Genomic DNA, 13,540 nt, shown 5'->3' on the forward strand with positions numbered 1-13,540 from the left:
TTCAATAAGGATTTAGCGCTTTGAAACGGCAATCGCCAACTGTCAGAACTGACAGGTTTTATGACCGTCTATCGGTTTTGTCTGATCGTTTTTTCAGCCAGCGCCGATTCGACTTCAAAACGCGCGCTGACCACCCAATCAGAACCTGTCGGGTCGCTGTCACTTGGCTGCAGCCTGAAACGGCACCAGTTGCCGCCCGAAGGCAGCGCCTGGTCAGACTCGCCCTGCCATTCAGTGTCGATAACCGGAAGCAACGCTATCCATGTCTTGTCCGGGTTGAACGGGTCAACCAGAACACCGACGCCCGGACGGCCCTTGCCGGCAAAGGTCACCGGCGTGCTGACCCAGCGCCCTGGCGCTGGCGTATCAATAGTCGGTAAATAGGTGGCCAACTGAACTGAGCGATTGGCGCTATCGGATTCATACCCTTCGTAAGCCGCCACGGCTTCCAGTTCATGATTGCCCTCGGCCGGTCCGGGCTCCAGCGTTACCGACCATGTTCGGTTTTCCCGCACCTCGGCACTGGCCTGGCCGCTGCCCAACGTCACTGTCACGGTGTCACCGGGCGTCGCAAAACCCGACACCACAACCCGTCGGCCAACATGGTCATCGGCGGTCGGGGTTTCGATAAACGGGGCCGCCGGCACGACTTTGTAACGCAAACGCTCATTGGCTTGGGAACGCTGTGGGCTACCGTTGTAGACGAAGGTCTGAAAGGCCCAGATGGTTTTGTTTCCCACCGGCAAACTCACTTCGGCTTCCCAGTTGCCCAAGGCGTTCACCTCGATAGCCGTCAGCAATGGCTCAGTCGCGTCTTCCAGCCAGACCTCCACGTGCGCGGTCGGTCTGCCGGTGCCTGCAATCTTCGAAATGCGCGACGCCTTCCCGCCGGGGATCGGCGTCGTGAATCGAGGCGGCGGCACTACCACATTGAAGTTGTGCTCAGCACTGTTGGCCGAATCTCGCCCGTTGAGCGTCTGCTGCGCGTGGAGGAAATACTTTCTCAGGTCCAGATCACGCAGGTCGATCGACCATTTGCCATCGTCAAGCAACTCGAGCGGAGCACCTAACGGTCTTCCGAACTGGCTGTCATGCAATTGCATGACAGCGCCCTGCAGGCCGTTATCACCTTCAATGGTGACGTCATACCCCACGTCCGAACCGGAGACCGGCACGGTAATAAGCGGTTGCAACAGGACTCTGTGAAGAGTGAAGGTTTTCGATGCGGGCGCTGACGTGAGATCGATGATTTTCTGGGTGACCTCGACGGTGTATTCGACATTCTCCTGGAACGGGGTCTTTCGCTGAAACTCCCAAGTGTCACCCGTTACTGTCGCCAAGTGCTCCTCGGCATCGCCAAGAAACTTGATACTCACCGTGGCCCCCGTCAAGCAAGTGCCGCGGAATATGGGCTCCAGGCCCTCCTCGGGAGGATCGTCCAGACCGGGCGCCAGCGGCGCAATCGTAACGTTCAGGACGTAAGCTTTTTTCGATGAATGCGCCTCTAAATGTTGTGTTATGTGGACTGCCCGATTACTGGTTGGCCCCCACTCCACCAGCGCCCGGGTCGACCATTGACCATTCACGACCAGGACGCTTCGTGCAACCTCGTTTTCATCGCAATCTCTGAGAGAGACAGTGGCCCCTGTGTATCCTTTTCCGCTGAAGGTGGGTTGATAGTCCTCGGTGTAAGTCGCCTCGGTGATATCCGGCAGGTCATTGTCGACTTCGAATTCAAGAGGATGTGAATCGATCCAGCCATTGGCGTTGTCGGCAATCTTTTGAATCACCTTCATCTTGTAGCTGCCCAGAGGCCAGACAACGGGGGCAGTTTCCCACTGGCCCTGCCCATCGACGCGGATATTGGGAGGCAAAGGCAGCGAGCCGTTGCTGGCAGAGAACTGGATTTCGGTCGAGAGGTTTTGATCGAAATGGCCGGTGCCGGAGAACTTCAAGCTTGTATCCGGGAGAAAGGTAACCTCAGGTTTTTCCAGTTTGGGAGGGCGGATTCGGAAGGCGCGCGGCGCACTGCGTCCGGACGACACTCCATTCAGATCCTGTTCGACAACGAGGCTGATCGGCCCCGGCGGTACTTCGACAAGCCCTGTCCACGCCCCGCGATCATCACCAACGATCTCCGAGCCAAGCACCGGAGCATCCGCCAGATCGGGCAATACTCTGAGTCGCGCTCTATGCAGTCCGTTGCCTCCCTCCAGAAGGAAGCTTTGATCCTGGACACTTGAAGGCGGTGGATTCTGAATTTCCGGTAAACCCATGAAACCAAATCTGATGACCTCGGTAAAGAGATCCATTGCATACGGCGCCGTAAGTCGAGCCGTAGCTGAAACCAGTCCACTGGGCGGTGTTTTGGAGGGGTTAGCCTGCCAAGTCGAGGTGCCAGGATCCATAATCGCAGAGCCGGTTAAATACTCCTGACGATTTTCATCATTCACTACCCTGATGCCATAACCTGGAGCGGCAGCGCCCTTGAACACCAAGTCTTTGATGGTCAGCAATGAGCCAGGGCTCGGCGAGGTGATCCGCGCCCGAATTCCCGTCACGAAGCGGGTTCGCTCAGAGTTGAAAGGGCTCACCATTTGGTATGCCTGAACTTTCTGAGACATCTGATGATTTGCAACCGTGACAGGCACAGACCAACGCCCGTTAGATATCAAAACTGCAGACCCTATGGTTCCGTCGCCGTTGTCCAAGACCAATGTGGCTCCGTTGATACCGCCATTACCCGTTACATTGAAGGTTGACCCGACAAAATTTTGATAAACATCGATTTCGGGCGCAGGCGGCTTATAAACGACCAATTGTGACGTAAACATTTCTACGTCAGGCGTATTCGCACGGTCATAAATGTAAGTGAAGTAGACTGTTGCGATGCCCGAAGAACCTGTTGATATCTCTCCTCCCCCCCCAACTCCGTTCCAAAGACCGAATTGAAGGGCTTCGTCCGTGAGTTCATCAGACCAAGACCCAAACAACGAAGAAAAACCCAAGATGATATTGCCGCTGGTTCGCCCGTTATATTTTGCCCAATACTCACGCGCATGGCAGGAGAACCGTTTGCCATCGGCGCTCCATGAACAGCTGACCCGAAGTCGCGCGTCATACTCGTCTTTGGAGGCGTGCAATTCCAAGATCTGCGGTGGCAGATTTTCGACCTCTTCATCCGTATCCATCGATTGACTCCAGGCTTCACGAGAATGGGCAGGGACTGCGTTGGCAGTACCAGTGCCATTCAATTCCATTGCGTGTTATCACCACACCTGTAAAACCTGACAGTTCCGACGAGCGGTAACATTTCCCACAATGCAGCCTGCTGGCATCCTTCCGCCGCACACACGCGGCTACGATGGGGAGCGCCGTTGCCTACACATCACTCAGACCCCGCCGACTTGTGCGCTTTGAAGCTGCGCTGAACCCCGCACTCGATGGTGCTGCCCTTGAAGCAAAGCCATTCAAACTTGCGAAACCTTTTCTTCGGTCAGCATCCTGCTGGCGATAGCGATCTATCAGTTGAGTGAGATGGGGGGGGGTGTTACTAGCGGAGAAGATGCTGGATCAGGAGCGGGCTATCGGGATGGGCTGACCGTAGAAATGGTTTGCCGCAACTGATGCTTATGCGTGCAGGCTCGCTCCGACATTTGTCAATATTCCTTCAGGTGGAATGCAATCGAATGTGCGAGCGAGCCTGCTCACGAAGCTTGTAGGTTTGAATTCAGGCAGAAGCCGGCATCGGCTGAAAACTGAAGTACTGCTGCAACGCCTGCACCAGTTGCCCGAATTCCGGCGGCGGGCGCTGCACGATGAAGCCGGCGTCGTAATGCAGCGGCGTAGCGTCTTCATGGCACCACACGCAGCATGCGGCGAAGTCGATCGCCTGTTGGCAGCCATCGCTGGCGGGGATTTTCAGGCGTAACTGGAAGTCCACCCCGATCATCATCGGTAATTGGCTGATCAGCATCAGTCCGTCTTCGGAGACATTGCCCAGAAAACCTATGGGTTTATCAGTAACGCTGTTGAACACTCTGAGGAAATACGGCAACTGATGCCGTTCGATCCGGTCGGTAAACATGCGCAGTTCGCCATGCAAGGCTCCGTCACAGAGCCGCACCTTTGCTTCGGAACGTGCCTGTATCGCAGGCTCGCTCTCCCCGCTTCCGGTGTGACGGTCGCTACGTCGCCGTCACCTGACCACTTGCCAGTCGCAGGTGTTGCTCCGGGTTTACAGATTCAGCGCTAAACCCGGGTTATTCGACTATAGCTCAGCTTGTACACACGGCCAGATTTTGTATGACAACTGTCATCAGAAGCGCGTTGGGCGCACCACGGCAGCGGCGCTGCGCGTCGGGTAATGGCCCAGGCTCTGCAAGGTTTCCAGACGAGCGCGGGCGCGGTAGGCATATTCGCTGTTGGGGTACGAGGCGATGATGAACTGGTAGGTCTGCGCCGCATCAACAAACATTTTCTGCCGCTCCAGGCACTGGCCGCGCATCATCGACACTTCCGGCCATACGTACGGGCGGGCGCGACTGGCGCGTTCGACCTTGGACAGTTCGAGCATGACCTGCTCGCAATTGCCGCGGTCATAGGCGCTGTAGGCGTTGTTCAAATGATGGTTCATCGACCAACGGGTGCAGCCCGTGACGGCGAGGACGCTGAGGGCAAGGGCGGCAATGGGTACGAATCGCATGAGGGTTCTCCTGTCTTGTGCTCTTTATCGACCCGCGACTGGAAATCTTCAATGCCGCCTCGCGCGCTTCAGTGAATCTGAGTCGTCAGGATTCGACGGCATCGTTGTGCGGCGCGGACAGCTCGGACGCGAGATGGATTGTGACGACGGGTGAACGTGGCGAGACTTCGCCGTCGGGTGTGACCTCGACAACGTAGAATCCGAACTGCCGCAGGTCTATCAAATTCGACCAGTAGCCACCAGGGCCAACAGCTTGACCGAAAAGCGGATTCAAAGAATCCTTGGTGCTGTAAGCGCGCACGGTACTGCCAGGGGTAGCGGTCCCCTTCACGGCAAACCATGCACCTGGTCTATCCCCATTTTGCGGTGAAGTAATCACTGGTGGCTCGAGTGCTTCAGATGCGTCTTTTTTTGCGCTCATGTCGTCATGCCTCTTCGCCTCGCCAACCATTGGCGAGATGCGATTTTTTATACAGACAGGAAAACAGGGTGACACCTGTAAGAAATACCAGTTCTGATGAACGGTGTATTGCCTGGGACGTCGAATTGAAAAACGCTGCGTTCAATAAAGAAAACATTAAGTAGTGCAAACGAACAATGACTACACCCCTCGAGCATAGTAGCCTTCGCTAGCGCTTGAACTCAGGAGTCTTTGCATGTCCGTCCGTCGTACCAAAATCGTCGCTACCCTTGGCCCGGCCAGTAACTCGCCGGAAGTTCTCGAACAGCTGATTCTGGCTGGTCTGGACGTTGCCCGTCTGAACTTCTCCCACGGCACCCCCGACGAGCACAAGGCTCGCGCGAAGCTGGTGCGTGACCTCGCTGCCAAGCACGGTCGCTTCGTCGCCCTGCTGGGTGACCTGCAAGGCCCGAAAATCCGAATCGCCAAATTCGCCAACAAGAAGATCGAGCTGAAGATCGGTGACAAGTTCACCTTCTCCACCAGCCATCCGTTGACCGAAGGCAACCAGCAAGTGGTCGGCATCGACTACCCGGATCTGGTCAAGGACTGTGGTGTGGGCGACGAGCTGCTGCTCGACGACGGCCGCGTGGTGATGCGCGTTGATACCGCCACCGCAACCGAACTGCATTGCACCGTGACCATCGGCGGTCCGCTGTCCGACCACAAAGGCATCAACCGTCGCGGTGGCGGCCTGACCGCACCGGCCCTGACTGAAAAAGACAAGGCCGACATCAAGCTCGCCGCAGAAATGGAAGTCGACTACCTCGCGGTGTCCTTCCCGCGTGACGCTGCCGACATGGAATACGCCCGTCAACTGCGCGACGAAGCCGGCGGTACTGCCTGGCTGGTAGCGAAGATCGAACGCGCAGAAGCCGTGGCCGACGACGAAACCCTCGACGGTCTGATCAAGGCGTCCGACGCAGTGATGGTTGCCCGTGGTGACCTCGGTGTGGAAATCGGCGACGCCGAGCTGGTGGGCATTCAGAAGAAAATCATTCTGCACGCACGCCGCCACAACAAGGCTGTGATCGTCGCGACCCAGATGATGGAGTCGATGATCCAGAACCCGATGCCGACCCGCGCCGAAGTGTCCGACGTCGCCAACGCCGTGCTCGACTACACCGACGCCGTGATGTTGTCCGCTGAATCCGCTGCTGGTCTGTATCCGCTGGAAGCTGTGCAGGCAATGGCGCGCATCTGCGTCGGCGCTGAGAAGCACCCAACGGGCAAGACCTCCAGCCACCGCATCGGCAAGGAATTCACCCGCTGCGACGAAAGCATCGCACTGGCGACCATGTACACCGCCAACCACTTCCCGGGCGTCAAAGCGATCATCGCACTGACCGAAAGTGGCTACACCCCGCTGATCATGTCGCGCATCCGCTCTTCGGTGCCGATCTATGCGTTCTCGCCGCACCGTGAAACTCAAGCGCGCGCAGCCATGTTCCGTGGTGTGTACACCGTACCGTTCGACCCGGCTTCGCTGGAACCGCACGAAGTCAGCCAGAAAGCCATCGACGAGCTGGTCAAGCGCGGCGTTGTGGAAAAAGGCGACTGGGTCATCCTGACCAAGGGCGACAGCTACCACACCACCGGCGGCACCAACGGCATGAAGATCCTGCACGTGGGCGATCCGCAGGTCTGAGTGACGCGCTGAAAAACAAGAGCCCCGGCATGTGAGTGCCGGGGCTTTTTTCGTCTGCGCAGTCATGAAAACCAATATTCACCGGATGTCTACTGTCAGGTCTTACAGTAGACGCCTCCATTTGCACGGCATCCAATGAGCGCTCATTCGGCGAGCCATGCGTTGCGGTTTGCCTGACCCACTCGATTGCAGATGGAACACATTATGAACATGCAAACTCTTGATGATGCAGGGAAGCTGGATCTGGACTTTGGAACAGCAGGTGTTGTATCGATCATTAATTTCAACTACCCATCGATCAACATCACTGGTGTACAAATTGGCCCGGATAAAAAAATCTATGTAGCGGGCAAGGTCGAAGGTGGCTCCGACCCCGAGAGCGCCTTTGTGTTGGGTCGCTTCGATGCAGACGGCACTCTCGACCTTGATTATGGCGTTTCAGGCTTTGCCCACTGGGTTTATGACGACTTCGATATCGACGGAGTCGAGTCTTTTGCTTTTCAGGCCGATAGAAAAGTAGTGGTCAATTGCACGGTGCGAAACTCCGTAGGCCAGCAGGTTGCGGCGTTCTCACGCGTGGGGGTGGATGGCTGGATCGACCTCGATTTCGGCACAAACGGCCACACTGTTCTGAATATCGAGCTATCGCCGCCGGCGAAGCGTACGGCGCCGATAAACCTCGCTGCAAAGCAAGAGAACAGGTCACTGCATGCGAACGGCCCAGGCGGATCCAGGAATGGAGTTGAAATATTAAAGGATGGGAAGATTCTGGCATCTTTCAGTTATTTCTTTAACTTCAGTCAAGTCCACGGGTTACTTATTCGTCTGAACAAAAACGGATCTCTGGATCTCAGTTTCAACCAGATCGGTTACATCACCGTGATTCACCCCGATTACTTACTTGACGTCACCGTACTCAGTAATCTCATGGTACAGGCCGATGGCAAGTACCTAGGCTGCGGTTGGGTATTTGGCCCATCCACTGCCAGCGCAGCCATGTTCGTGCGATACGACGATACCGGCAAACCAGACCCGACATTCGGAGCCAATGGTTTCGTCACGGTCACCGGTGAAGGCATAGAGCATTTTGTCAATTTTATGGTTCAGCAACCCAACCAGCGCATTCTGGGGGGAGGCAGTACGCAAGGCGATGAGGCTTTGCTGATCAGCATCGAACCGGACGGCAGCCCCAATATTCAATTCAATGGCGGTAAACCGCTCTACACCGATCTGAACCCGGGTGCCCTCACCTTATGGTTTGACGCGGCCATTCAAAAGGATGGAAAAATTGTCGTGGCCGGCGGCCTCGGCGAGCCAAACAATCAAGTTGATATCGTTGTGGCGAGGTTTATCGATGCGCAATTTGATCCAGCCTTTAATGACGGCAAGGGCTGGGTCGCCACTCACCTGCAAGACGGTACGGAATATGCCAACGGCCTGACGCTGCAGGAGGACGGCAAAATACTGATCTGTGCGAAATTGCCGAACGGTCAATCTGCACTGTTGCGTTACCATGGCTGATCGCTGACAGCCGTACCGAGAATGAAACAGGCGCTTCAGTGTGGATGGCCAGATTCATTTTCCGAAGCAAAAGATCGCAACGCGCAGCAACTGCGGCCGCGCGCTGTGATCTTTTAATGTCGTTTGATAAACCCGGTCAACGCCGCCAACGCTTCCGGCGACTTCAGGCGTTGGGTAAACAATGCGCCCTCCTCCTCGATCACCTTACGAATCAACTCGCGATCCGGCGCTTTCATCAATTGTTTGCTGATACGCACCGCTTCGCCCGGCAATTCGTCGAAACGCAACGCCACTTCCCGCGCCTTGCTCAACGCCGCATCGCCACTGCCCAACGCCTCGGTGGCAATGCCCCACGCCGCTGCTTGTTCACCGGTAAAGCCTTCGCCGAGCAACAACAACTCCGCCGCTTTGGCATGCCCGAGCAGACGCGGCAGAATCAGGCTGGAGCCGAACTCCGGACACAATCCAAGATTGACGAACGGCATGCGCAATCGCGCATCGCGGCTGACATAGACCAGATCACAATGCAGCAGCAACGTGGTGCCAATACCCACCGCCGCGCCGGCGACAGCGGCGATCACCGGTTTGCGGCACTCGAGGAGGTTGAGCATGAAGTGAAATACCGGGCTGTCGAGGTCGCTCGGCGGTTGCTGGATGAAGTCGGCGATGTCGTTGCCGGCGGTGAAGCACTCGGCGCTGCCGGAGATCAACACGGCGTTGATCTCGGGGTCGCTGTCGGCCTGCTTCAGCGCCTCGGCGAGACGGCTGTACATGGCGCGGGTCAGGGCGTTTTTCTTGTCCGGGCGGTTGAGGCGCAGGGTCAGCAAACCGCGTTCGCGTTCCAGCAGGATGGCATCAGTCATGGCGTGTCTCGCGTCTGAAATATCAGCGCTCAACCACGGCTCACAAACACATCGGCCAGCAGTTGATTGCGCGGCAATCCGGCCAGGTACAGACGCCTTGAGAAGGCGTCGACACTGGCCGTCGAGCCGCAGACTAAGGCCAGGGTTTGCCGGGAAACAAGGCGCAGTTGCGCCAAAGCGGCGGCTGCCTCGGCCGCCGTCCACAGCTCGACGCTGAGGTTTTCCCGCTGCGCGGCCAACGCTGCCAGGGGTTTGGCCAGATAGTGCTCGCGATCGTCATGGGCCAGGTGAATGACACGAATGGCGCCTTGGTGATCCTGGCGCAAGGCTTCGCGCAGCACGCCGAACAACGGGCCTAAACCCGTGCCGGCGGCGAGCAGCCATAACGGTCGAGTGTGCCAGTCAGGGTCGTAATGCAAGGCACCGCCGCGCAGTTCACCGAGGCGGACCGGGTCGCCGATCTGCAAACGCCGCGCGGCATCGCTGAATTCGCCAGGCTGGCGGCAATCGAGATGGAATTCGAGAAAACGGTCTTCTTCCGGCAGGCTTGCCAGCGAATACGGGCGGGCGATGTGGTCAATCCACAGAACCAGATGTTGCCCGGCGCTGTAGCGCAGCGGCCGTTGCGGGGTCAGGCGCAGGCGCAGCACGCTTGCGCTGAGCCAGTCCAGCGCTTCGACCACCGCCGGGCGACCGTCGGTGATCGGGTCGAAGGTGTGTACCTGCAAATCTTCGACAACCTGACACTGACAGGCCAGACGCCAGCCCTCTTGGCGCTGCTCAGCGCTCAAGGCGTCCGGTCGATTGTCGGCGGGCAGGCCTTGCACGCATTGCACCAAACAGGCATGACAACTGCCGGCGCGGCAGCTGTAAGGCACGGCAACGCCATGCTGGTTGAGGGCATCGAGCAGGTTGCTACCTGTCGCCACCGACCATTGCCGTTCACCGACGCGAAGTTCAGGCATCAACGTTCTCCCACGCGGCCGCACACCGATTACGCCCGTCGCGCTTGGCCCGGTACAAGGCCTGATCGGCACGCTGCAAGGCGTCGTCCAGATCATCGCCCAACGCCAACAGCGTCATGCCGGCCGACAGGCTGAGGTTGCGCACATTCAGGCCGACCAGTTCAACGTCGGTGAAGGCGATACGCAGACGCTCACAGCAAGCGGTCAGCCGTTCGGCGTCGCAATCGGGCAACAGCACGACGAATTCCTCACCACCATAACGCGCCAGCACATCGCCGTCGCGCAGACACGCCTGAGCGACGCCGGCGAAGGCCTGCAATACCTGATCGCCGGCGGCGTGGCCGTGCAGGTCGTTGATGCGTTTGAAGTGGTCGAGGTCGATCAGTGCCAGACCGTGCACGACATCATCGTCCATCGCATTCAGCTCACGCGAGGCCAGACGCAGAAAATGCCGACGATTGAACAGCCCGGTCAATTCATCGGTGGCGACCAGATCTTCGAGCTGACGCATCATCCCGCGCAGGGTGTCCTGATGCGCCTGCAAGGCAAACCGGCGCTGGCGCTGGCGTTGTCGCGACACCTGGACGAAGCGTGCATAGAGCACCAGCCACGCCAGCACCATCGCCAGAATGCACACCTGCAAAGCCGCGAGCGCAGGTTCGCGCAAACGGAAGTGGTAACCGTCCCACAGCGTGATTGCGCAGAAACTGAAGAACACCAGCAGTGCACAGCGGATGAACGCACGTCGACTGAGATGGAACAGGCCGAACAGCAGGATCAACACGTAGAACACCAGAAAGGCGCCGCGGGCTTCATCCAGATGGGCGATCAGCCAGGTCTGCCAGCCGAGACCGACCAATACCTGCGCTTCGGTCAGGCTGGGATCGGCAAAGCGCACGTTGCGCCCGCTCCAGAACAGCGCGAACAGCACCGACTGGCTGATGACGACCAGCGCACTGCCAATGGCCACGGAGCTCAGGGATTGGGCGTAATGCCCGGTGAAAAACGCCAGCCACAGCAGCAGCAAAGCCAATCCATAGGTGGCCGCAGCGAGGGCAAAGCGTTTGAGCAAAAGACGTTGAATGGCGTTATGGGTCAATCGTTGACTCACCGTGCGATAAGAGGCTGACCGAGTGTCCTACTCTACAGACCGGCTGCCACTTTAGAGACGTAGTCGATAAATGACCACCGATTTTCGGGCTCGAAATTTGACGTCAAATGCATGACCTGAAAAGCCCCTCACCCTAGCCCTCTCCCAGAGGGAGAGGGGACTGACCGAGTTGTCTGTTCGAGAGATGCCGACCTGAAATACCGAGCTGAACTCCGGTTTGAACAACATGAAGATCGGCTCCCTTTCCCCCTCGCCCCCTTGGGGGCGATCCGACGTTTCGGGAGGGCTGGGGTGAGGGGGTGAATCTTGAAGTGCAAACCCGCTGTCCGATATTCGCCCACCCATGCGACCAACGAATGACTGCCGACGCGTGTACGCCCCATCGAGGCGCGGTATACTGCCGCGCCTTTTTAGCGTCGCGCCAGCAGCCCCGGCGTGCCCGGCCCAAAGGGCCAGCTTCAAGTTGCAAGCTCCAAGCCGCAAGCTCGAACAGTCCGCGTACTGCTCCAACTTGCCGCTCGAAGCTAGAAGCTCAAAGCTGCCCTATTAAAATGTTCCCGTCTTTTAGAGGAGCGCGACTCATGACCGTGATCAAGCAAGACGACCTGATTCAGAGCGTTGCCGACGCCCTGCAGTTCATTTCCTATTACCACCCCGTGGATTTCATCCAGGCGATGCACGAAGCCTACCTGCGCGAAGAATCGCCAGCGGCCCGTGACTCGATGGCGCAGATCCTGATCAACTCGCGCATGTGCGCCACCGGCCATCGCCCGATCTGCCAGGACACCGGTATCGTTACCGTGTTCGTGCGCGTCGGCATGGACGTACGTTGGGATGGCGCCACCATGGGCCTGGACGACATGATCAACGAAGGCGTGCGTCGCGCCTATAACCTGCCGGAAAACGTCCTGCGTGCCTCGATCCTCGCCGACCCGGCGGGTGCTCGGAAAAACACCAAGGACAACACCCCGGCCGTGATTCACTACTCCATCGTCCCGGGCAACACCGTGGAAGTGGACGTGGCGGCCAAGGGCGGCGGTTCCGAGAACAAGTCGAAAATGGCCATGCTCAACCCGTCCGACTCGATCGTTGACTGGGTACTGAAGACTGTTCCGACCATGGGCGCCGGCTGGTGCCCACCGGGCATGCTCGGCATCGGCATCGGCGGCACCGCCGAGAAAGCCGCGGTCATGGCCAAGGAAGTGTTGATGGAATCCATCGACATTCACGAACTGAAGGCCCGTGGCCCGCAGAACCGCATTGAAGAAATGCGTCTGGAGTTGTTCGAGAAAGTTAACCAGTTGGGCATCGGCGCCCAGGGCCTCGGTGGCCTGACCACCGTGCTCGACGTGAAGATCATGGATTACCCGACCCACGCCGCCTCGCTGCCGGTGTGCATGATCCCGAACTGTGCCGCCACCCGTCACGCGCATTTCGTGCTCGACGGTTCCGGCCCGGCCTCGCTCGAAGCGCCACCGCTGGACGCCTACCCGGAAATCGTCTGGGAGGCCGGTCCGTCGGCCCGTCGCGTCAACCTCGACACCCTGACCCCGGAAGACGTGCAGAGCTGGAAGCCGGGCGAAACCGTCCTGCTCAACGGCAAAATGCTCACCGGTCGCGACGCCGCGCACAAGCGCATGGTCGAGATGCTCAACAAGGGTGAAACCCTGCCGGTCGATCTCAAAGGTCGTTTCATCTACTACGTCGGTCCGGTTGATCCGGTCGGTGACGAAGTGGTTGGCCCGGCTGGCCCGACCACCGCAACGCGGATGGACAAGTTCACTCGTCAGATCCTTGAGCAAACCGGCCTGTTGGGCATGATCGGCAAATCCGAGCGCGGTCCGACCGCGATCGAAGCGATCAAGGACAACAAAGCCGTGTACCTGATGGCTGTCGGCGGCGCGGCTTACCTGGTGGCGCAGGCAATCAAGAAGTCGAAAGTGCTGGCGTTTGCCGAACTGGGCATGGAAGCGATCTACGAGTTCGAGGTCAAGGACATGCCGGTCACCGTTGCGGTGGACAGCAAAGGTGAGTCGGTGCACATCACCGGTCCTGCGATCTGGCAACAGAAGATCAGCGAAAGCCTGGCGGTAGAAGTGCAGTAAGCCCTTCGCCTGCATGAAAACGGCCGGTTCATCCTCAGGGATGACCCGGCCGTTTTTGCATGCGCAACCCGATCGCGATAAAAAACCTGCCGAAGCACACAAAATGATCTTGCGCACCTGTCAGATCTGACAGGTTCATTTACACGCCATTCTTGTTAGCGT

General features: G+C 58.2%; 10 protein-coding genes. 3 read left to right on the forward strand and 7 right to left on the reverse strand.

From position 1 onward, the window contains the following. Positions 1-68: 68 nt before the first annotated feature. The 4 genes from U6037_RS22620 to U6037_RS22635 form a co-directional block, all read right to left on the reverse strand. The gene (locus tag U6037_RS22620; RefSeq protein ID WP_322844593.1) at positions 69-3,191 is read right to left on the reverse strand and encodes a hypothetical protein; all 3,123 of its coding nucleotides are present in this window, start codon (positions 3,189-3,191) and stop codon (positions 69-71) included. Between the two features lie 539 nt (positions 3,192-3,730). Further along, complete coding sequence (locus U6037_RS22625) at positions 3,731-4,087, reverse strand: PilZ domain-containing protein (protein WP_322844594.1); 357 nt, start codon at positions 4,085-4,087, stop codon at positions 3,731-3,733. 231 nt (positions 4,088-4,318) lie between these two features. Continuing rightward, positions 4,319-4,705: a tetratricopeptide repeat protein gene (locus tag U6037_RS22630; RefSeq protein ID WP_007951249.1), complete on the reverse strand. Its 387-nt coding sequence runs from the start codon at positions 4,703-4,705 to the stop codon at positions 4,319-4,321. Positions 4,706-4,790: 85 nt separating this feature from the next. Further along, positions 4,791-5,126, reverse strand: coding sequence for a hypothetical protein (locus U6037_RS22635; RefSeq protein ID WP_322844595.1), 336 nt, complete (start codon positions 5,124-5,126; stop codon positions 4,791-4,793). Between the two features lie 235 nt (positions 5,127-5,361). Here U6037_RS22635 and pyk point away from each other — a divergent pair, with 235 nt between their 5' ends. Together pyk and U6037_RS22645 are read left to right on the forward strand one after the other, a co-directional pair. Further along, entirely contained in the window at positions 5,362-6,813 is a 1,452-nt protein-coding gene (gene pyk / locus U6037_RS22640) for a pyruvate kinase (protein ID WP_016983110.1), read from the forward strand. 204 nt (positions 6,814-7,017) lie between these two features. Continuing rightward, positions 7,018-8,334: a hypothetical protein gene (locus U6037_RS22645; protein ID WP_322844596.1), complete on the forward strand. Its 1,317-nt coding sequence runs from the start codon at positions 7,018-7,020 to the stop codon at positions 8,332-8,334. 113 nt (positions 8,335-8,447) lie between these two features. On the opposite strand, the gene U6037_RS22650 is transcribed toward U6037_RS22645, so the two are convergent. Genes U6037_RS22650 through U6037_RS22660 form a run of 3 tightly spaced genes read right to left on the reverse strand, consistent with a single transcriptional unit; the run spans position 8,448 to position 11,261 of the window. After that, positions 8,448-9,197 carry an enoyl-CoA hydratase-related protein gene (locus U6037_RS22650; RefSeq protein WP_322844597.1) on the reverse strand — a complete coding sequence of 250 codons (750 nt, stop codon included), beginning with the start codon at positions 9,195-9,197 and terminating at the stop codon, positions 8,448-8,450. A 29-nt stretch (positions 9,198-9,226) separates the two neighbouring features. Next, positions 9,227-10,162 (reverse strand): iron-sulfur-binding ferredoxin reductase, encoded by a 936-nt coding sequence (locus U6037_RS22655; RefSeq protein WP_322844598.1) that lies wholly within the window; start codon positions 10,160-10,162, stop codon positions 9,227-9,229. Then, a complete protein-coding gene (locus U6037_RS22660; RefSeq protein WP_322844599.1) occupies positions 10,155-11,261 on the reverse strand; it encodes a GGDEF domain-containing protein in 1,107 nt (368 codons plus the stop codon). Before U6037_RS22660 ends, U6037_RS22655 begins: the two co-directional genes overlap by 8 nt. A gap of 593 nt (positions 11,262-11,854) precedes the next feature. Here U6037_RS22660 and U6037_RS22665 point away from each other — a divergent pair. Then, positions 11,855-13,378: a fumarate hydratase gene (locus tag U6037_RS22665; RefSeq protein WP_007916251.1), complete on the forward strand. Its 1,524-nt coding sequence runs from the start codon at positions 11,855-11,857 to the stop codon at positions 13,376-13,378. Positions 13,379-13,540: the final 162 nt, after the last annotated feature.

This window comes from Pseudomonas sp. B33.4 (assembly GCF_034555375.1).
Lineage (GTDB): Bacteria > Pseudomonadota > Gammaproteobacteria > Pseudomonadales > Pseudomonadaceae > Aquipseudomonas.